This is a genomic window from Ilumatobacter sp. (assembly GCF_039969435.1).
GTDB lineage: Bacteria > Actinomycetota > Acidimicrobiia > Acidimicrobiales > Ilumatobacteraceae > Ilumatobacter_A.
Genome location: NZ_JBDVNU010000030.1, coordinates 1 through 20,254, shown reverse-complemented (window position 1 = coordinate 20,254; position 20,254 = coordinate 1). Strand labels below are relative to the sequence as shown.

The following is a 20,254-nucleotide window of genomic DNA, read 5'->3' as shown; positions in this document are numbered from 1 at the left end:
CTCACGTCGGGGTGAAGGTCACCCGAGGATCTCGGACAGGGCGGCGTGGAGGAGCGTGACGTTGCGGTGGCGGGCGGAGTGGCCCATGGTGCCGATCCGCCAGACCTTGCCGGCCACCGGGCCGAGGCCGCCGCCGATCTCGATGCCGTGGTCGGCGAGCAGTCGGGAACGGACCGTGGCCTCGTCGAGCGAGCCGAGGCGACCGTCGGGAATCGAGATCGAACTGAGCGGTGCGAGTCGGTGCCCCTCGGCGGCGAACAGCTCGAAGCCGAGGTCGACCATGGCGTCCTTCATGGCGTCGCCCACGCTCTGGTGACGTTCCCGAACCTGTTCGAGGCCTTCGTCGAGCACGGCGCCCAGGCCTGCGTGCAGCGACATGATCATCGAGATCGGTGCGGTGTGGTGGTACGCCCGGGCACCGGACCCGGTGACGTAACTCGCGATCATGTTCAGGTCGAGGTACCACGACTGCGGCGTGGATTTGATGCGGGCGATCGCTCGGTTCGACACCGTGAGCGGCGCAAGCCCCGGAGCGACGCCCAGGCACTTCTGCGTGCCGGAGTAGGCGATGTCCACGCCCCATTCGTCGACTCGGAGGTCGACGCCACCCAGCGAGGTGACGCAGTCGACCAGCAGGAGAGCATCACCCTTCACAGCGCCCATCGCCGCCACGTCGCTCTCCACGCCGGTCGACGTCTCGGCGTGGACCATCGCGAACATCGTCGGACCGTTGTGGGCGGCGAGCATCCGCTTCACGTCGACGGGCTGACCCCACTCGTGGTCGACGGCGACGGCGGTGGCACCGGTCCGTTGGACCACATCGACCATCCGACCACCGAACACCCCGTTCACGGCGACGACGACCGTGTCGCCCGGCCCGACGAAGTTGACGATCGCCGCCTCCATGCCCGCCGACCCCGTGCCGGACACCGGGAAGGTGAGCGCGTTCTTGGTCTGGAACACGATGCGGAGGCGCTCGTTGGTCTCGTCGAGCAACGAGATGAACTCGGGATCGAGGTGCCCAAGCATCGGGCGACCGAGGGCCTGCACCGCCTCGGGGTACGGGTTGCAGGGCCCCGGGCCCATCAGGATGCGGTCCGTCAGCGTCATGCACCCGACCCTATCCAGCCTTGATCCCGGCGTCCCGACCCTCGTCGGTGTCGGCGTCGGGGACGATCATGGACGTGGGGGCCCACCGGGTCATGATCGTGTGAGGGGTGGCCCGGCCGACCCGATCGTCCCGACGTAGGGTGAGCCCGTGGAGCGGGCTGACACGACATCGGCGAAACCACCGACGTCCAAGTTCACGAGGCTGGCGATCACCCATGCGCTGATGATGGGCGGCGACGCGGCGATGGTCGTCGCCCTCGCCGACTCCTTCTTCTTCAGCGTGGACCTCGACGCCGCTCGCTCACAGGTGTTGCTGTTCCTCGCCATCAGCTTCGCGCCGTTTCTGTTCGTGGCGCCGCTGATCGGTCCGATGATCGACCGGGTCGCAGGCGGCCGTCGCCTGGTGATCCAGGTCGTGGCCGTGCTCCGCGTCGTGCTGTTGCTGCTGATGGCGCGCTACGTCGACGGACTCGGGCTGTTCCCCCTCGTGTTCGCGTCGTTGGTGCTCCAGAAGACCTATGCGATCTCCAAGTCCGCACTCGTGCCGTCCACCGTGCGCAACGAGACGGAGTTGGTGGAGGCCAACTCGAAGCTGGGCCTCGTGTCGGGTCTGCTCGGAGGCGTCGCCGTCGTCCCCGCCGGGATCCTGCTCGCCACGCTCGGTTCGGGCCCGGCGTTGTTCTACGGCGCGATCCTGTTCGCGCTGGCGTTCGCGTCAGCGCGCAAGTTGGCGCCCGAGGTCGTGGCGGCGACACCTGCCGGTGACCAGGAGGTCGAGGATCTGCACTCACCGCGGCTCCGGCTCGGGGCGATCGCCATGACGATGCTGCGCGCGAACGTCGGCTTCACCTTCTTCCATCTGGCGTTCTGGCTGCGGACGTTCGACAACGGCACGTTCCTGTTCGGTGCCGCCGTCGGCGCGTCGGTCGTGGCCACGACCGTCGGGAATGCACTGGCGCCGCGGGTCCGCCGGCTGATGAGCGAGGAGACGATGTTGAGTTCCGCGCTGATCATCAGCGCCGTCGGCGGCCTCGGACTCGCCGTCGTCGGTGGACCCGCCGCAGGCATCGCGCTCACGGCGGTCGTCAACTTCGTCGCCGCGCTGGGTCGCCTCGGCTTCGAGAGCATCGTGCAGCGTGACGCCCCCGAGGCCAACCAGGGTCGAGCGTTCGCCACCTTCGAGACCCGATTCCAGCTCTCGTGGGCGGTCGCGGCGTTCCTCGCCGTGGCGATCCAGGCGCCCGGAGCCATCGGGTTGGCCATGGTGGGGATCTGCGCACTCGGCACGCTCGTCCACATCCGCATGCGCGAGCAACGTCCGGACGTGCGCCGTGCCAAACGGTCGGGTCGCCGCCGTCGGCGATCGTCGAAGGGTGCCAACGGTGGACCGAGCGGTCGTCGCGGCACCTCGACGAAGCGACCGGCTACGCGTCGAAATCCGGAGACACCCGGGCCAACCAGAGGCCCGGCGCCCCGATCTCGTTCGGCGTCGGAGCAGCCTCGGGATCGTTGAACAGCGGATCGAGGCCGCGCTCGCCGGCACGATCGACCACGCCCTGGACGAATGCCTTGCCGCGAGCGGTCTGCTCGGCTCCGAGCCGGATGCCGAGCAGGCGCTCGACGAACAGGTCGTCGGGTGAGGTGTCGGCACGGCGCCGTCGCACCGCCTCGGCGATCTGGAGTGCGTTGCCCCCGATGATCCGCACAGCCACGGCGTCGACCACCCAGTCGATCACGCCGATCGCCGTCGCGACGGCGGCGTCGAGGGTGGGCTCCATGGCGAGTTGCTCGTCGGAGCGCACGGCACCGAGCAGGACCTCGGGGTCGCCGAACGCCTGCTGCATGGCGGCCATCGGATCGCCCTGGTCCATGTCGAGAGACGTCAACTTGTCGGTGACCGCCGACGGGTCCGGGTGGAACGCCCCGACGTGACGCTGCACGAGGCCACGGAGATGATCGGCCACGTGGGGGATCGAGAACAACGCCAGCCCCGCCAGTTCGTGGGCGAGGACCCACAGGCGCATCTCGTCGATCGAGATCTCCCACTCGGCCGCGAAGGCGTCGATCGTCGGCGGCACGAGGACCAGCGCCGGCGTGGCTCGTGGAATCGGGAGGTCGTACACCCCGAAGGCGCGGGCGGCCAGGTTGCCGACCATCGAACCGACCGCCATGCCGAGCATGGCGGGCGCCATCATCTTCGACAGCCCCGCCATCATCTGCATCATCGGATCGGACCCGGCGTCGTCGGTGTCCTGCGGGCCGAGCGACGTGGCCAGGTCGGTGAAGAGCGGCTTGTAGGCCTCGAGGGTTTCGGCGGCCCACTGCTCGGGCGTGGCCACGGACGGTTCCACCTCGGGGACGTCGACACCCATCACGTCGGCGACGTGGAGACGAGCGATGGCGGCGAGTTCGGTGTACTTGATCCGCACCGACGGATCGATGTTCGCCGACGCCGTGATCGCAGCACCCGGTGCGCCGGGGACCCCCGACCCGCCGGTGGCCGACATGATCGCGAACTGACGCGCAGCGTCCCAGTTCAGCGGGCCCTGCCCGGCGAGCATCCGCGAGATGTCCCCGAACATCGGCATGCCCCCGAACATCTCGAACGGGTTGATGTTCTGATCGTCGCCACCGTCGTCGGCCATGGTTCGATGTTACGACCAGTCGACACCGCAGCGGTAGCGTCCCCCCGATGACGACCGCGGTGCTCACGGGAGCGGACAGCCCGCTCGGCGTGCGGGTCGCCCGACTGTTGCGCGACCCGCCGCAGGTCACGACCGCTGGTGGGGTCCAGGCACTGCCGATCGACGTCGTGTTCCTCGAGGAGACGGTTCATCCGTCGGGCGCCACCGAGGCCGACAGCGACCTGCCCGACGTGGCCGACGTCGTGATCGACCTGGGAACGAGCGACTACGACCGACGTGCGGAACGACGCGAGAGTGCGAGCGAGTTCGTCACGTCGTCACTCGCTGCCGCCGATCGGTTCTGTGCCGACCAGATCGTGTTCGTCTCGTCGGCGCTCGTCTACGGCGCCGCGCCGAACAACCCGAAGCCGCTCACGGAGGACGCGGTCCTGCGCCCGGATGTCGAGTTCGTCTTCGCTCGGCAGCTGGCGTCAGCGGAGGAACTGGTCGACGAGTGGCGGCGCGCTCGCCCCGGTCGTGTCACCAGCGTCCTGCGTCCGGCGATCTCGCTGGCCGAGGGCGACAGTTCGAGGCTGGCGAGCGCACTGGTCTCCGGTCTCGGGCGGCGTGTCGCGGAAGTCGATCCGCCGAGCCAGTTCCTGCACCTCGACGACCTCGCCGCGGCCGTCGTGCTCGCCGTGCGCCGACGCCTCGACGGGGTGTTCAACGTGGCGCCCGACGGGTGGGTGCCGGGGGAGCGCGTGCGCGCCCTGTCGGGCGAGCGCCCCCGCTTCCCGCTCCCGGAACGGGCGTCGGAGGTCGTGGCGTCGTTGAGGTGGCGGTTCCAGCGTGGACCGCTGCCACCGGGGCTCGCGTCGTACACGCGTGAGCCGTGGATCGTCTCCAACGGGCGGCTGCGCGAGGTCGGTTGGGAGCCGACGATCACCAACGAGCAGGCCTACGTCGAGGCGACCGAGGCACCGTGGTGGACGATGGTGTCGCCCAAGCGTCGCCAGGAACTGACGCTGGGCATCTCGGTCGCCGGTGCGCTTCTCGCCGCGCTGATCGCGACCTCGATCGGCCGCCGGTGGTGGGCTCGCCGCCGTCGGATCCGAGCGTCGACCGGCTGACCGCTCGACCGGTCCGCTACCGGACGAGGACGATCAGCTGCCCGGCGACGAAGGTGGCCAGGAGTTGGCCGTCGGCGTCGACGACCACCGAACCGTCGGGTGCGACCAGGCGGTCGATCTGCGACCAGTCGAGCGAGTAGGTGCGCGACCGGCTGATCACGTAGACCGTCTCGGCCCCGTCCGGAGCGCGCTCGGCGACGTCGAGCAACGACGGGTCCGACGGTGCGGCGGAGACGGCGCCGGGTGAACCGACCAGGGACAGGGCACTGTCTCGGGTCAGGGTGCTGCGGTCGATCCGAACGGCGTCGGCGTCCTGCGCGGCGGTGGCGCGATCGGTTCCCTGGGTGGCGGTGGCACGTACCTGCACCGTCAGGGCGGGCAACGTCGTGGCACTCATCGCGCTCGGTGCCGTCGCCCTCGGAGGCGTGAGTGCGACGACCATCACCGCGGCCATCATCACCGCCGCCACGCCCGTGGCGAGCACGACGGCGCGTCCACCATTGACCGGCGTGTCGAGGCCGACCGCGGTGGCGGTGGCGAGTTCGGACGGGTGGCGCCAGGCACGCTCGTGCGGAGGTAGCGGTGCGGGTCCCACGAGTTGGAGATCGTAGCCACATCACGCCCACCGCTGTCCTCGCGCGGCCGCATTCGGTGCAGTGACGAACCGCCCGGTTCGGGTCGATCGGCGCAGCGCGGTTCCAGCGGAGTGGGCCGCGCACATCGCCGGTCGACCCGGGACGTGTCCGGTCGGCGTCGATGACGTTGCGGAACTGCGAATTTCGTGAAGCGATGCACGCGCGCGAGGCAACCGCTCGGGATGTCACGGATACCATCGGCGACCGTGAACGCCCCGGACCATGGAGACGACTGGCTCGGCCTGACCGACCAGGAACTTCCGATCGGGGACGCCTACGAATGGGCGGTGATTCCTCGATGCGGTGCGGTGGTCCTCTTCAGCGGAACCGTTCGTGACCACGCCGAGGACCGCGACGGCGTCACGCACTTGACCTACGAGGCGTACGACGAGCAGGTCGAGCCGATCTTCGTCACCATCGTCGAGGAGTTGCGCGAGCGCTGGCCGGACACCGGTCGCGTCGTCCTGCTCCACCGGACCGGGCGCCTGGAGTTGACCGAGTCGTCGGTGATCGCCGTCGTCTCGGCACCGCATCGCCCCGAGGCCTTCGAGGCAGCGAGGTATGCGATCGACGCGCTCAAGGCGTCGGCGCCGATCTGGAAGCACGAGGTCTGGGCCGACGGCGCCGACTGGGGAACGGGCGCGCACGCAGCATCGGATCCTCGGTCCGTGCCCACCAACGCGTCCACCGTCGCTCCGGACGCTCGTGGCACGGTCGGGATCTCCTAGGTGTTCGTCATCGTCATCGTCGGCGTCGCGATCGTCGTCGCGGCCGCAGGGATCGCCCTGCTCGTGCGACCCAAGAACGACCCGGTCGACTCCTTCCGACGACAGATCGACGCGCTGTCGCCCGAGGCCCGCAGGCCCACGATCGACCAGGTCCGCGACGCGGCCGATGATTCCGGCGACAATGAGCCGGATGATTCCTGACGAGCAGACGTACCTCGCCGTGCACGGTTCGGCTCCGGCCGCGACATGATGGCCGTCCTCCATGGCTCGTGACCTCGCAATCGACCTCGGGACGGCGAACACGCTCGTCTACATGAAGGGCCGCGGCATCGTCTTGAACGAGCCGTCCGTGATCGCCCTCAACCGTCAGACCGGTGAGGTGTTGGCGACGGGCCGTGAGGCGTGGCAGATGATCGGGCGAACGCCCGGCTACATCGTGGCGGTGCGGCCGCTGCGCGGCGGAGCGATCACCGACTTCGAGATCACCGAACGGATGATCCGCCTCCTGCTCCAGCGAGTCGGCGTGTCGCGCTTCACCCGGCCCAAGGTGGTCATCTGCGTGCCGTCCGCGATCACCGAGGTCGAACGGCGCGCCGTCACCGACGCGGCACGGCGTGCCGGTGCCGCCGATGCCAACCTGATCGAGCAACCGATGGCCGCAGCGATCGGTGCCGACCTGCCGATCGACGAGCCCGTCGGCAACATGGTCATCGACGTCGGAGGCGGAACCTCCGAGACCGCCGTCATCTCGCTCGGTGGGATCGTCTCGCTCGAAGCCGTCCGTGTCGGGTCGTTCGACATCGACGCGGCCATCCAGAACCACGTCCGCCGCGAGCACGGCATCGCGATCGGCGAGCGCACCGCCGAGGAGATCAAGGTCGCCATCGGTTCGGCGGACCCGACCCAGGACGAGAACCAGGCAGAGGTGCGCGGGCGCGACCTGATGACCGGATTGCCGAAGACCGTGGTGCTCACTCCCGAAGAGGTGCGCTTCGCCATCGAGGACGTCGTGTCGTCGATCGTCGCCTCCGTCGTGCGCTGCCTGTCCAAGGCGCCACCCGAGTTGTCCCAGGACTTCCTCGTTCGTGGCATGTACCTCGTCGGTGGCGGTGGGTTGCTCCGTGGGCTCGCCGAGCGGATCGAGCGCGAGACCCAGGTGCCCGTCCGCATGTCGAACGTTCCGCTCGAAGCGGTGGTGCTCGGCGCCGGACACGTCATCGAGCACTACGAAGCGCTCAAGGGCATGTTCATGGGCGCCCGCCGCTGAGCGGCGCCAGCTTTCCGTCTCGCTGCGTTCCGACATCGCTGCTCACGGCCGGAAGGCCGCTCGGCTCGCCGCGCCGTGCGACACGAGAACCTGATCGGCGCTCAGCCAGCTGATCTCCTGCCGGTGGGATGCTGACCGGTGGACGGATGCACCGGGAGACGATGTCGGGTCCGGCTCGCGGTCGGGCTGCTTTCGTCCGGGAAACCCTGACGTCACCACCCCGGTGGGAAGGAAACACCCCGACGGAACGGCCGGGCGTAGGGTGATGTGATGGCTCGAACCGGACGGATGCTGCTTCCCGACGAGTTGGCGGGCGAGTTCGCCGAGGGCTTCGCACGGCTCCGGGAGGACTTCGACGTTCCCGGCGAGCACCCCGCCGACGTGCTCGAGACCGCCGAGATCGCGGCGTCTCGGCCGTTCGACATCGTCGACCCCGGCACCACCGCGACTCGCTGGCAGCACGTCGATCGCACCGACATCGACTTCCTCACACTCGACCCGGCCTCCTCGACCGACCTGGACCAGGCGTTCGCGGTCTCGCTCGCGGGCGACGACGTGGTGCTCCAGTACGCCATCGCGGACGTCGGGTGGTTCGTCCGCCCCGGCGATGCGATCGATCGCGAAGCGTGGACGCGCGGCGTCACCGTGTACCTCCCCGATGGTCGAGCCGGGCTGCATCCCGATCGGATCGCCGAGGATGCCGGCAGCCTCCTGCCGGGCGCGCCGAAGCCGGCGATCGTGTTCACCGTGCTGATCGCAGCCGACGGCGGTGTCCGTCTCGACGGAGCCGAACGGGCGATGATCCGCAACAGGGCGAAGCTCGCCTACTCGACCGTGGCGGCGTCCGATCTGCCCGACGCCTTCCCCGAGCTGTCACGTCGGATCGAGATCGCGGAGTCGGCCCGTGGTGCCGATCGCATCCAGTGGCCGGAACAGGAGGTCGTCCGGTCCGATCGGGGTGGCTTCACCCTGCGGTTCCGGCCGCGCAACGAGGCCGAGAACCAGAACGCGGCGATGTCGCTGGCCACGAACATGGCGATCGCCGACGCGCTGTGGGAGGCGCGGACCGGACTGTTCCGGACGATGCCCCCGGTCGACGAACGCCACCTCGGGCGGCTCCGCCACACCGCACGGGCATTCGGACTCGACTGGTCGAACGACGTGTCGCTGAGCTCGTTAGAGAAGTCGCTTCCGACGGACGACCCGCGAGCGGCGTCGTTCCAGCTGGCGGTGCGCCGCGCGTCGGGCGGGGCGTCGTACACGCCCTACGAACACTTCGAACACGATGGCGGGCCGGCCGACGGTGGCGTGAAGGACGGCAAGCCGTGGCATGCGGCGCTCGCCGCAACCTACGTGCACGCGACGGCGCCGCTCCGGCGCCTCGCCGACCGGTACGTCATCGAAGCCACCCTCGCGATCGCCCAGGGACGTGACGTTCCCGACGAGGTGACCGCGGCCTTCGCCGACCTACCCGCTGCGATGCAACGCGGGGACACCCTCGCCGGCCGCGTCGACCGAGCGGCGATCGACCTGGCCGAGGCGATCCTGCTCCGAGGTCGCGAAGGCGACGTGTTCGACGCCGTCGTCACCGACGAGGACGATCGCGGCGCCCGCCTCCAGATCTGCGAACCGGCAGTGGTGGCACGCGTCGGCGCACGACGCGTCGACCCCGGCGACGCGATCCAGGTGAAGCTCGTCTCGGTCGACGTGACCGAGCGTCGCATCGAGTTCGAGCGGGTCGGCTGACCATTCCCGAGAAGGCCCGGGTGCCGTCGAGCGAATCCGTCAGGCCGGGGCGAGGCGGTACATCGGTCCGCTCAGGCTGACCGCGTAGATGTCGCCGAACGGTCCTTCCACGACCGCCGACAGTGCCGGCACCGTGCCGATCTCGACGATTCTCGGTTCCCCGACGGGACCGTCAGGTGTCGAAGCCACCGATGTGGTGTCGAGTGCCCACACACGTCCCGAGCAGTAGTCGCCGTACACGTACCAGCCGTTGAGGTCGTCGTACGACGAGTCGCGAGCGACCACGCCGCCGCTGATCGAGCAGTTCCCGTCCTCGTGGACGTAGGAGGCGACGGGCGCGACGTGTCCGTCGGCGGGCTGGTCGTCGTTGAACCGGTCACCGGCCTCGAATGCGCTCCACCCGAAGCTCAGCCCCTTGCCGGCATCGCGTCCGTCCGTGGCGGGAGCGAGGTCGACCTCCTCGAGCCGGTTCTGGCCGACGTCTCCGATCCACAGGTCGCCGGTGAGCGAGTCGAACGAGAACCTCCACGGGTTGCGCAGACCGAGCGACCAGATCGCCGGTTCGGCACCCTCGACCCCGACGAACGGATTGTCGTCGGGAACGGTGAACGGCGCGGTGTCGGACGCGACGGGGTCGATGCGCAGGATCTTGCCCAACCGCGACGATGCGTCGAGCGCACTGCGGCTCGGATCGTCGGCCGAACCCCCGTCGCCGAACCCGATGTAGAGCAGGTCGTCGGGACCGAAGGCGAGTTCGCCGCCGTTGTGGTTGGCGAAGGGTTGGTCGACGGTGAGGACCTCGCGGTACGAGGCCGGGTCGAATTCGTAGGTGAGCGGGTCGTGAGCGAACTCGGCCACGACGGTGTCGCCGTCGGCATTCGTGAAGTCGACGTACGCGAGGTCGAGTTCGGGATGGAACGCCAACCCGAGCAGGCCCTGCTCGTTGCCGTCGTCGGTGAACGTGGCGGCCTCGACCTGCGCGATGTCGAGCACGATCGCGTCGGACTCGTCATCGGAGGCGATGACCCGGCCGCCGTTCTCCACGACGAACAGGCGCGGGTCGCCGTCGACGCGAGTGGCCTCGACCGGCTCGGCGAAGTTCCCGACCTCGATCAGTCGCACGACGGGCTCGGGGAGCGGCCCGGCGATCGTGGTGACCGGAGCCGGTTCCGACGGCGTGGCCTCGGTCGGCAGATCGGCATCGGGTGACGGGGTCAGCACCGTCGTCGATGCGGCCGCTCCGTCGACCGACGGGTCGGGTGGGGTCGTTGCGCTGTCGGTGGCGGCGACCTCCTCGGTCGCAGGAGGAGGAGCGGTGGTCGCTCCCGCCGACGGGATCGTGCCGAGCGAGACCGTCGGACCGTTGGCCTCCCCGCCGCTGCTCCCGGTACATCCAGCGGCGATCACTGCGAGCGCTGCGACGGCGCCACGAGTGCGTTTCATGTGAGACCTCGGCTCTGGTCGGTTCGGGGACCCGTTTCGGGCGGTGTGTCGGACGAAGGTGGTCATTGGGTGAATCGTGCCAGGCCTTCCTGCACGACGCTCACCGCGAGTGCGCCGTCGGCCGTGAAGATCGCCCCACCGGCGAGGCCACGCGCCCCTCCGGTGGAGATCGCCCGCTGCTGGTACATCAGCCACTCGTCGACACGGAACCGTCGGTGGAACCACATCGCGTGGTCGAGGCTGGCCATCTGCAGGCCGGGATGGTCGAAGGCGAGACCGAACGGCAGGAGTGTGGTGTCGAGCAACGTCATGTCGCTCGCATACGTGAGAACGCAGGCCTGCAGCACCGGGTCGTCGGGCAGCGCGCCGTTCGCCCGGAGCCACACGTGCTGGCTCTCGTTCGACCCGCCCTCTCGACTCATCGGATCGCCGTCGACGTAGCGCAGGTCGATCGGACGGGGCCGTTCGTACCAGTCGCCGATGCGGTCACGGTGCGGCGCCATGCGGGTGTGGAAATCGGGGAGTTCCTCGGGGCGGGTGAGCCCCGCATCCATCGCGAGCTGATGACTCGGTCCGCCCGGCTCCTCGTCGTGGAAGCTGGCCTGGAGGTTGAAGATCGCCTTGCCGTGCTGGATCGCCACCACACGTCGCGTGGAGAAGCTCCGGCCGTCGCGGATCCGGTCGACCTCGTAGAGGATCGGACGCTTCGGGTCGCCGGGGCGCAGGAAGTAGGCGTGCAGGGAGTGCACGTGGCGACCCGGCTCGTCGACGGTGCGGCTCGCCGCGATCAGGGCCTGCCCGGCGACCTGACCTCCGAACACCCGCACACGCTCCTCGTCGGTGGAGGCGCCACGGAAGATGTTGACCTCGATCACCTCGAGGTCGAGCAGTTCGACGAGTTCGTCGAGTGCCTTCTGGTTCTGTTCGGGTGACGGGATGTTCGCGTGGGTCATGTGGGCTCATGTTGCCACGGATCCGCGTGGCGCGAACAGCCCGTCGCTGCAGTCGTGGCCCGTGTGGCACGAGAACGTACAGTTCGCCGATGGCGCTCCTCGACCTCAGCAGTGACGAACTCCTCACGACCACCCGGGCCGTTCGCAAGCGACTCGACTACGACCGCCCCGTCGACGACGACGACATCCGTGAGTGCGTGCGGATCGCGATGCAGTCGCCGTCGGGTTCGAACAACATGACGATGCAGTTCGTCATCGTGAAGGACGCCGCCAAGCGTGCCGCGATCGGCGAGATCTACGGCAAGTGCTTCGACATCTACCGCACCATGGACGGTGTGTACGCCGGATCGATCAAGAAGGACGGCGACGCCGAGCAGGCCCAGCAGGATCGGGTGACCGACTCCGCCGAGCACCTCGCGGCGACGATGGGCCAGGCACCGGTGCTCGTGATCGCATGCTCGAAGTCGGGCCGGATCGACGGTGCCCCGGCGATGATGGCGGCGTCCGCGATGGGCAACGTCCTTCCGGCGATGTGGAGCTTCATGCTCGCCGCGCGTGCCCGAGGGCTCGGAACGGCGTGGACGACCGTGGGTCTGATGATGGAGAAGGAGATCGCCGACGTCGTGGGCATGCCGTTCGACGAGGTGCAGCAGGCATGTCTCAGCCCGCTCGCGCACACCGTGGGCACCGACTTCAAGCAGGCGATGCGGCCCGACCCCGACAGCATCATCCACTGGGACACCTGGGGCGGTTGATCCGATGCCCGTGGCGCCGTCGTAGCGTGGCGCCATGACAGGTGTCAGGATGTCGCCGGCCCGCCGAGAACTGGCGTTGGCCACCAAGGGGTTCATGCCGGCCGACGAGGGTGAGGCCCTGTGGGACGCAGCCGTGTCGGCTGCCGCATCGGTCGTCGACGCACCGATGCTCGAGGTCGGCTCGTACTGCGGCCGGTCGACGGTGTGGCTGGGTGACGCTGCCGAACGGTGTGGCCGCACGCTGTTCGCCGTGGACCATCACCGTGGCTCGGAGGAGAACCAGGCGGGTTGGGAGCACCACGACACCGAGGTCGTCGATCCGCTGACCGCGAAGATGGACACGCTGCCGTTCTTCCGGCGCACGATGCACGACGCCGACCTCGAGGACGCGGTGATCGCCGTCGTCGGTCGGTCACCCCAGGTGGCGGCGGTGTGGACCACGCCGCTGTCGTTCCTGTTCATCGACGGCGGGCACGGCGACGAGCCTGCTCGCCTCGACTTCGAAGGGTGGACACCACACGTGGCGGTGGGCGGCACGCTCGCGATCCACGACGTGTTCCCCGACCCGGCCGACGGCGGCCGACCGCCGTACGAGCAGATCTACCTCCCGGCGATCGAGTCGGGCCGGTTCGACGAGGTCTCGAGCACCGGCAGCCTCCGCATCCTCCGCCGAATCCACACGATCCAAACGGTGTCGGACACCGAATGAAAGCCGGCTGACGGTGCGCATCGCTCGCGTTGCATTCGGTGTCTGACACCGTTCGCAACACCGTTCGGATCGACACCGTTCGGGTTCAGCGGACGAGGGCGAAGCGGTCTCGGTCGACGTACAGCATCAGCGCGGCGGCGCCGAGCATGATCGCCCCGGCGGCGAGACCCATCACCGTGGTCTGGTCCGCGGCGATGAACGCCCCACCGAGGAGCGGTCCGAACACGCGCCCCAGTGCCATCACGGCCTGAGCGTCCCCGGCGCGTTCCTCGGGGAACCGGGATCGTGACGCGAGCAGAGCGAAGGCGGCCGGGATCCCCATGAAGAAGAAGATCCCCCAGGTGATCAGTGCTGCCGCGTAGATCACGGGGATGTGCACGCTCGGCATCACGATCGCCAGAACGGCGGTGAGGCCGAACCACAGACCCGCCGGCCCGCGCCGACCGCGCCACTTCGCCGCAGGGATCGCGACGAGCGCATTCGCACTGAAGAAGAGCGAGACCACGAACGGCGACACGTGGTTGTACTCGGTGCCGATGGCGGCTGCGTACACGAACACCGACGACCCGCCGAGCGTGACGAGGGTCAGTGCCACCAGCATCGCCTGGGCGCCGCGGGTAGCGGCATGTCGGGTCCGGTGCGGTCGGAGTCGGTCGACCTTGGGCACCTGGCGCGCGAACAGGAGCGGCGACGCCGTGACGACGGCCATGGCAAGGAAGAGCCACCGATACCCCACGCCGTCGACGAAGATCGTGATCAGCGGCGGGAGGACGACGCCGATGAGCGGCCCGACCACCGCCACGTCACGGGTCTTCTGGGCGTCACCGAATGCATCCTGCCAGGCGAACCAGGCCGCCAATCCGAGTGAGATCCCGCTGCCGAATCGCGTCACCGCCAGCAGACCGACTCCGGGAGCGGCAGCGGACGCCACGTTCGAGACCAGCCCGATCAGTGCCAGCATGACGAACACCCAGCGCACCGGGCGCAGATAGCGGCCCGCCAGCCATGACGCGAGCACGAAACCGGCGAGTTGTGCCGTGGAGATCCACCCGACGGCTCCGACGGTGGCACCGAACTCGGTCGCGAGGGGCTGCAGGAGGAACGGGGTCGCCGTGAACACGGCGGTGCTGGACGCGATGGTGACGATGGTGATCACGTCGACCGAGGGGCGCGCGAGCAGGAGCTTGACCGGTACCTGCACGGTCACGCCGCCTCTGGACGCCGATGCTCGTCGGTGAGTGGATCGAAGAGAGGAGCGGTGACGGCACCGATCAGCGTGCGCGTCGCCTCGACCCCCTTCGACCCCATCTCTGCGACTCTACGCGTATCGTCTGCTGCGATGACGTTGCGTACCAACGAGTTCGGACAACCGATCGGTGACGAGGTGTCGACGCCACTCCCGTCGGGGCGACCCGACTCCTCGCCGATGGTCGGGCGGAGCTGCTCGCTCACCGGGTTCCGGCCCGACGAGCATGCAGCGGCGTTGCACCTCGCCTTCACCGAAGCCTCCGACGAGCGGGAGTGGACGTACCTGGGCTACGGGCCGTTCGATTCACAGGCCGACTTCGACGGATGGGCATCGACGATCGCAGGGAGTACCGACCCCCTGTTCTTCGTGATCGACGACGGCCACGGGCCGTGCGGCATCGCGAGCCTCCTGCGCATCAACCCCGATTCGGGTTCTGTCGAGGTCGGTCACATCCACTTCGCTCAGCGCCTCGCGCGCACCGCCGCCGCGACCGAAGCGATGTTCCTCATGATGCAACGCGTCTTCGACGCCGGCTACCGACGGTACGAGTGGAAGTGCGATGCGTTGAACGCAGGGTCACGTTCGGCAGCGTCACGGCTCGGGTTCTCGTTCGAGGGCGTCTTCCGTCAGGCCACCACGTACAAGGGGCGCAACCGGGACACCGCGTGGTACTCGGTCATCGACACCGAGTGGCCGGCGCGTCGCGCCGAGTTCGAACGATGGCTCGATCCGGAGAACTTCGACGCCGACGGTGTGCAACGGACGCCGTTGCGTCACGCCGTCGACTGAGTCGCGCGATCGGAGGAACGTCCCGACACCGCGTCCTGCGAGGGAGTGCCCGTTCAGCCGACGAACAGGTTGGCGGCTGGCGTGGAGCGGGTGATCGCGTCGACGGCGAGGATCACTGCGGCCGCGGTGTAGCTCGTGTGCTCGTCGAAGGGGAAGAGGACGGGCTCGGCATGCTTGCCACCCGGTTCGGGGTGGACGATCCCGGTCCAGTACGAACCGTCGTCGCGACGGTGTGTGCGGGTCCAGCGCAGCAGATCGGTCGCCGTGTCCATGTCACCGATGGCGGCGAACGCGAGCGCGCACTCGGCGGTCTCGGACGCCGTGACCCACGGCTCGTCGCTCACGCAGCGGATCCCGCGGCCCTCCATCACGAAGGTGTCCCACCCGTTGCCCATGCGGGCCTTGGCCTCGTCGCCGACCATCGCGCCGGTGAGGACCGGGTAGTACCAGTCCATCGCCCACCGCAGCTTCGGCTCGAACGCCTCGGGGCGCGTGCGCACGGCGAGGATCATCTCGTCGGCCGCCCGCCGCCAGTGCGGCTTGGGGTCGTTGAGTGCGTCGGCGAGGTGTGCGCCGCAGCGCAGTGCGTGCTGGATGCTCGACGTGCCGGTCATCAGTGCGTAGTCCCACGGCCGGCCGTCGGGTTCGATCGCCCACAGCGCCAGGCCGTCGTCACGTCGCAACGAGAGGACGAACTCGAGTGCCCGCTCGACCGTGGGCCACATGTTGTCCGCGAAACCCCGGTCCCAGGTGCTGCGCCAGTGATGCCACACGCCGGTCGCCACGTAGGCGCACACGTTGGTGTCGAGCTTGGCGTCCTCGATCGATCCGTCGTTCCCGTAGTACGCGTACCAACTGCCGTCGGCGCGTTGGATGTCGTGCAGCCATTCGTAGGCCTGCTCGGCTTCCTTGTGCAGCCCGGCGACGTCGAGTGCCATCGCCGATTCGACGTGGTTCCACGGGTCGCAGTGCCCTCCGGGGAACCACGGGATCATCCCGGTGGGCAGTTGAAGGGACGCGAGGTGATCTGCCGTGGCCCGCAGTTCGTCCATCGCCATCACGCCGTCGAGAGCAGGAACGGGACTCATGAATCGCACCTCCGACGGAGTGTCCACATCGTTCTCCGGCCCGTCATCGGACACCCGGTCGTGATGCGAGGGAGTGAGCGCCGGCGAGCGAGCGGTCATCCACGGCCTCCGTGGCCGGGGAACGGAGGAGCGGCTTGCGGCCGTAGAATACGATGCTCTTGCCGAGCGCCGGCGAGAGCACCTTCTCGGCGATCCGGGTCGAGGTGGGCTGTTCGATGATGTCCCACTCGAGGAACCTGCGGTACTTCGCGACCAGAGCATGGTCGTCGTTGCGGGGCCCGACGGCGCACTTCAGCCACCAGTAGGGCGAGTGCAGCGCGTGCGCGCGGTGGGTGCCACGCAGTTCGAGCCCGGCAGCGCGCAGCTTCGCTGCCAGCTCGGTCTTGGAGTAGATCCTCACGTGGCCGCCCACGGCGACCGGTGCGTGGTAGTCGTCGCTCAGCATCCAGTTGATCTTCTCGGGGCCCCACGCCGGCACCGTGGCCGCGAACATCCCGCCCGGCTTGAGGACACGGATCATCTCGGAGATCGCGGTGACGTCGTCCTGGATGTGCTCGAGCACCTCGGACGTGATCACCTTGTCGAAGCTGGCGTCGGCGAACGGAAGCCTGGTCGCATCGCCCCGCAGGACCCCCTTGAACCGTGCGAGGTCGATCTCTCCCGCTTCGACCATGGCGCCGAGTGTGGCGCGGGTCTCGACGACCTCGTCGTGGGCGTAGTCGAGTGCGACGACGTCGGCACCGCGCCGCGCGCATTCGTAGACGTGGCGGCCGAAGCCGGCGCCCACGTCGAGGACGCGATCGCCGGGCCGCAGGCCGAGGCGATCGAAACGGATGGTCAACATGTTCTTCGATTCCGATGTTCGTTCAGATGCGCCCGTTGCGCTTGGACTTGGCGATGTTGGCGGGCAAGGCGAGCACCTCGCGGTACTGCTCGACGGTCAACTCGGCGCATCGCTTCCACGTCCAGCGTTCGAGGACGCGTTGGCGTCCCGCCTCGCCGATGCGCGCACGCAGTTCGGCGTCGTCGAGTCCGCGGGCGATGGTCGCAGCGAGCGCGTCGCTGTCACCGGCCGGGCATCGCAGCGTGGTCTCGCCGTCGACGCCGGTCACCTCGGGGAGCGCTCCGCCGTCGGTCGACACGAGCGGTGTACCGGAGCACATCGCCTCGATCGCCGGGAGGCTGAAGCCTTCATAGAGGCTGGGCACGACGGCCAACTCGGCCTCGGAGTACAACTCGACGATGCGCTCGTCGGTCACGCCCGACACGAACTCGATGTGCGGCCGGAGGCCGAGTTCCTCGATGAGCCGCATCGACTTGCCGGGCTTCGGCTTGCCGATGATCGTCAGCGTCACGTCGCGCTCGGTGCGCAGCTTGGCCATCGCCTCGAGCAGGTACGACAGACCCTTGAGTGCGACGTCGGCGGACGCGGTGGTGATCAGGCGACCGGGGGTGCGCTCGACACCGGGAACCGGCTGGAAGAGCTCGGGGTCGACGCCGACGGGCACGAGGCGCATCCGGTCACGGCTCACTCCCATGTCCTTGTGGATGTCGTCGATCGAGTTCTGGGAGACCACGACGATGCGCGGCATCTTCGACGCCACCTTGCCCTGCATCTTGACGAAGGAGTACCAGCGTCCGATCGACCATCGACGGTATGCGTTCTTCGCCGCCGCCATCTCCAGCTCGCGATCCTTCGTGATCGGGTGGTGGAGCGTGACGATCGTGGGGATCCTCTCCTCGATCTTGAGGATGCCCGTGCCGAGGCACTGGTTGTCGTGGACGAGGTCGAAGTCCCGGGCCCGCTTCTTCAGCGCGTGGGCGGCACGAGCGGAGAACGCGCGTGGTTCGGGGAAGGTGCCGGTGAGGAACTCGGCCATCTCGAGCAGGTCGAACCGGTCGTTGATCTCCCAGTAGCCGGGCAGACGACCGGGGAAGTGGTCGTTGAACGTGTCGAGGCTCGGCAGTTCGTGCATCACGATGCGCTCGTCGAGCACGGGGTACGGCTGGCCACCGAAGACCTCGATGGTGTGGCCGAGATCGGCGAGCGCCTTGGTGAGGTGACGCGTGTACACACCCTGACCGCCGACATGCGGCTTGCCTCGGTACGTGAGGTACGCGACCTTCAACGGGGCGTCCGGATCCAGCATTCTCCCGTGCGGCGCCATCGGAGCGAGGCTAGCGCTGGCGGGTTACCGATCGGTAAGTGACCAACCTCTGTTGATCCGTCCCGGACGGATCAACAGAGGTTGCAGTTCGACGGCGGGACCGGAGAACTCTGGAGCACCCCCTCGTCAAGATGGGACCATGCCGTACCGCAGAGGACTCGATCTGTCGACCTACTTCCACGTGTTCAACCGAGGTGTCGATCGCCAGGACATCTTCGTCGACGTGTCGGACCGGTCGTTCTTCGAGCGCCTGCTCGGTGACGTCGTCGAGGCGACGGGCGTGAGGATCCACGCCTACTCCCTGATGTCCAATCACTTCCACCTCGTGGTCGAGGCCGTCGGGCGGCAACTGTCCGACGCGATGGGGCGGCTCGGTCGTGGCTACGTCACGCGGTACAACCCGTCGGTCGGGCGATCCGGGCCACTCTTCGACGGCCGGTTCAACTCGATCCCGATCACGTCCCCCGAGATGCTCATGATCGAAGGTCGATACGTGCATCGGAACCCGATCGACGTCGTCGGAAAGGAGGCGCTCGCCAACTACATGTTCTCGAGCCTCCCGTCGTACATCGGCAGCGCCGGAACGCCTCCGTGGCTCACGACCGGCGCCCTGTTGGAGCCGTTCGCAGGCGACGGCCGTGCGCTGCAGCGTTTCGTCGAACGCGACCACCCGTCCGACGCTCAGTGGAGCGGTTCGCGTCCTCCGGTGCGGCCGCTGTCGACCCAGGATCTGGTCGACGGCGTCTGCCGTGCCGCTGCGACCGGGATCGAATCGATCATCGTGAATTCACCGGGAAGGCGCAACGACCCGAGGACGATGGTGGCGACGCTCGGTGTCGAACTTCGCATCGCCCCTCCCGATGATCTCGCGGCGGCATTCGGGTTCGGGAGTGGGCAGGCGGTTCGCAACGCCGCTGCATCGGGGCGCGCTCGTCTGCGACGCGATCCGATGTTCGCGACATTGCGTCAGCGCACGCTCGCATCGATCCGGCCCGACACCGATCGACGCAACCTCTGTTGATCCGTCCGGGAGCGAACAACAGAGGTTGGACTCGAGCGAACGACAACCTCTGTTGATCCGTCCGGGAGCGAACAACAGAGGTTGGGTGGCGGAGCGGTCAGCAGGTGAGGCTGAAGCTGCCGCTCGTGCTGGCGTTGTTGCCGCGCGCGTCGGTCGCGGTGATCGACCAGGACCACGTGCCCGAGACCGTTGCCGGTTCGTTCGGAGGGTAGGCGACGCTGGTACTGCCGTACCACGTGGGCCCGTCGGGTGACAACGACCCGCTCGCCGACTGACCGCCCGGCCCCGACACGGAGAACCGCGCCGACACGCTCGACTCGTCGGAGATGTCGGCCGACGCCGAGATGCCGACGCTGGTGGCTCCGTTCGGGGCCTGGTTGCAGAACCCCGACGCCGTCGGCCGGACGATCACGGGCGAACGATCGACCTGCGCGCTCATCGCGACGTTCGCACTCGATCCGTCGCTCCCCGAGATCGTGAAGCCGCCGCTTGGGCCGGACCCCTCGGCCAGTCCGCTGCGATCGATCGAGGCGGTGATCGCGGTCGACTCCCCGCCGTCGAGGGTGCCGGACTGCGGTGACACGGCGAACGGACCGGTGATGCCGCTGACCGAATAGGTCACCGGCAACTGACCAGGGTTGGAGAGCGAGACGGATCCGGACGAGGCGCCCGAACCGGTACCGAGTGCGATCGACGTACCGCCGAATTCGAGACGACCCGGTGTGGGTGCGGCGGTGGTCGGGGCGGGCGTCACGGGAACCGGTGCCGACGTGACGGGTGGGGAGACCGGCGTCGCCGGGGGAGTGGTGGGCGGTGTGGCGGGCGGTGTGGTGGGTCGG

Annotated in this window: 20 protein-coding genes; 10 read left to right on the top strand and 10 right to left on the bottom strand. The window is 68.7% G+C overall.

What is annotated here, in order from left to right; translation table 11 throughout:
* Positions 1–18: 18 nt before the first annotated feature.
* Positions 19–1,110, bottom strand: coding sequence for an alanine--glyoxylate aminotransferase family protein (locus ABJK40_RS15000; RefSeq protein ID WP_348482867.1), 1,092 nt, complete (start codon positions 1,108–1,110; stop codon positions 19–21).
* Positions 1,111–1,258: 148 nt separating this feature from the next.
* Here ABJK40_RS15000 and ABJK40_RS14995 point away from each other — a divergent pair, with 148 nt between their 5' ends.
* Positions 1,259–2,623, top strand: a complete 1,365-nt coding sequence (locus tag ABJK40_RS14995; RefSeq protein WP_348482866.1) for an MFS transporter — start codon at positions 1,259–1,261, stop codon at positions 2,621–2,623.
* On the opposite strand, the gene ABJK40_RS14990 is transcribed toward ABJK40_RS14995, so the two are convergent.
* A complete protein-coding gene (locus tag ABJK40_RS14990) occupies positions 2,535–3,755 on the bottom strand; it encodes a zinc-dependent metalloprotease (protein WP_348482865.1) in 1,221 nt (406 codons plus the stop codon). The genes ABJK40_RS14995 and ABJK40_RS14990 overlap by 89 nt on opposite strands.
* Before the next feature lie 47 nt (positions 3,756–3,802).
* Here ABJK40_RS14990 and ABJK40_RS14985 point away from each other — a divergent pair, with 47 nt between their 5' ends.
* Positions 3,803–4,864 carry an NAD-dependent epimerase/dehydratase family protein gene (locus tag ABJK40_RS14985; RefSeq protein WP_348510333.1) on the top strand — a complete coding sequence of 354 codons (1,062 nt, stop codon included), beginning with the start codon at positions 3,803–3,805 and terminating at the stop codon, positions 4,862–4,864.
* Positions 4,865–4,880: 16 nt separating this feature from the next.
* Here the strand turns inward: ABJK40_RS14985 and ABJK40_RS14980 are convergent, their stop codons facing one another.
* Positions 4,881–5,459: a hypothetical protein gene (locus ABJK40_RS14980; RefSeq protein ID WP_348482863.1), complete on the bottom strand. Its 579-nt coding sequence runs from the start codon at positions 5,457–5,459 to the stop codon at positions 4,881–4,883.
* Between the two features lie 246 nt (positions 5,460–5,705).
* Between ABJK40_RS14980 and ABJK40_RS14975 the strand changes: the two genes are divergently transcribed.
* The 4 genes from ABJK40_RS14975 (at position 5,706) to ABJK40_RS14960 (ending at position 9,240) form a co-directional block, all read left to right on the top strand.
* Complete coding sequence (locus ABJK40_RS14975) at positions 5,706–6,227, top strand: molybdenum cofactor biosynthesis protein MoaE (protein WP_348482862.1); 522 nt, start codon at positions 5,706–5,708, stop codon at positions 6,225–6,227.
* Entirely contained in the window at positions 6,228–6,428 is a 201-nt protein-coding gene (locus tag ABJK40_RS14970; protein WP_348482861.1) for a hypothetical protein, read from the top strand. It abuts the gene before it with no gap.
* Positions 6,429–6,489: 61 nt separating this feature from the next.
* Entirely contained in the window at positions 6,490–7,494 is a 1,005-nt protein-coding gene (locus ABJK40_RS14965; protein ID WP_348482860.1) for a rod shape-determining protein, read from the top strand.
* A 270-nt stretch (positions 7,495–7,764) separates the two neighbouring features.
* A complete protein-coding gene (locus tag ABJK40_RS14960) occupies positions 7,765–9,240 on the top strand; it encodes an RNB domain-containing ribonuclease (RefSeq protein WP_348482859.1) in 1,476 nt (491 codons plus the stop codon).
* A 39-nt stretch (positions 9,241–9,279) separates the two neighbouring features.
* On the opposite strand, the gene ABJK40_RS14955 is transcribed toward ABJK40_RS14960, so the two are convergent.
* Together ABJK40_RS14955 and ABJK40_RS14950 are read right to left on the bottom strand one after the other, a co-directional pair.
* Positions 9,280–10,683, bottom strand: a complete 1,404-nt coding sequence (locus ABJK40_RS14955) for a PQQ-dependent sugar dehydrogenase (protein WP_348482858.1) — start codon at positions 10,681–10,683, stop codon at positions 9,280–9,282.
* Positions 10,684–10,745: 62 nt separating this feature from the next.
* Positions 10,746–11,636: an acyl-CoA thioesterase II gene (locus ABJK40_RS14950; protein WP_348482857.1), complete on the bottom strand. Its 891-nt coding sequence runs from the start codon at positions 11,634–11,636 to the stop codon at positions 10,746–10,748.
* Positions 11,637–11,725: 89 nt separating this feature from the next.
* Here ABJK40_RS14950 and ABJK40_RS14945 point away from each other — a divergent pair, with 89 nt between their 5' ends.
* Together ABJK40_RS14945 and ABJK40_RS14940 are read left to right on the top strand one after the other, a co-directional pair.
* Entirely contained in the window at positions 11,726–12,391 is a 666-nt protein-coding gene (locus ABJK40_RS14945; protein ID WP_348482856.1) for a nitroreductase family protein, read from the top strand.
* A gap of 34 nt (positions 12,392–12,425) precedes the next feature.
* Positions 12,426–13,100, top strand: coding sequence for a class I SAM-dependent methyltransferase (locus ABJK40_RS14940; RefSeq protein ID WP_348482855.1), 675 nt, complete (start codon positions 12,426–12,428; stop codon positions 13,098–13,100).
* An 85-nt stretch (positions 13,101–13,185) separates the two neighbouring features.
* Here the strand turns inward: ABJK40_RS14940 and ABJK40_RS14935 are convergent, their stop codons facing one another.
* Positions 13,186–14,307, bottom strand: a complete 1,122-nt coding sequence (locus ABJK40_RS14935) for an MFS transporter (protein ID WP_348482854.1) — start codon at positions 14,305–14,307, stop codon at positions 13,186–13,188.
* Between the two features lie 132 nt (positions 14,308–14,439).
* Here ABJK40_RS14935 and ABJK40_RS14930 point away from each other — a divergent pair, with 132 nt between their 5' ends.
* Positions 14,440–15,138, top strand: a complete 699-nt coding sequence (locus ABJK40_RS14930; RefSeq protein WP_348482853.1) for a GNAT family protein — start codon at positions 14,440–14,442, stop codon at positions 15,136–15,138.
* Positions 15,139–15,191: 53 nt separating this feature from the next.
* Here the strand turns inward: ABJK40_RS14930 and ABJK40_RS14925 are convergent, their stop codons facing one another.
* The 3 genes from ABJK40_RS14925 to ABJK40_RS14915 are packed head-to-tail and all read right to left on the bottom strand — an operon-like array spanning position 15,192 to position 18,394.
* Positions 15,192–16,226, bottom strand: coding sequence for a prenyltransferase (locus ABJK40_RS14925; RefSeq protein WP_348482852.1), 1,035 nt, complete (start codon positions 16,224–16,226; stop codon positions 15,192–15,194).
* 43 nt (positions 16,227–16,269) lie between these two features.
* Positions 16,270–17,070: a class I SAM-dependent methyltransferase gene (locus ABJK40_RS14920; protein WP_348482851.1), complete on the bottom strand. Its 801-nt coding sequence runs from the start codon at positions 17,068–17,070 to the stop codon at positions 16,270–16,272.
* Between the two features lie 22 nt (positions 17,071–17,092).
* Positions 17,093–18,394 (bottom strand): glycosyltransferase family 4 protein, encoded by a 1,302-nt coding sequence (locus ABJK40_RS14915; RefSeq protein ID WP_348482850.1) that lies wholly within the window; start codon positions 18,392–18,394, stop codon positions 17,093–17,095.
* A gap of 139 nt (positions 18,395–18,533) precedes the next feature.
* Here ABJK40_RS14915 and ABJK40_RS14910 point away from each other — a divergent pair, with 139 nt between their 5' ends.
* Positions 18,534–19,415, top strand: coding sequence for a transposase (locus ABJK40_RS14910; RefSeq protein WP_348482849.1), 882 nt, complete (start codon positions 18,534–18,536; stop codon positions 19,413–19,415).
* 97 nt (positions 19,416–19,512) lie between these two features.
* Here the strand turns inward: ABJK40_RS14910 and ABJK40_RS14905 are convergent.
* Positions 19,513–20,254, bottom strand: a 742-nt coding sequence (locus tag ABJK40_RS14905; protein WP_348510332.1) for a hypothetical protein, incomplete at its 5' end; no start/stop codon positions are given.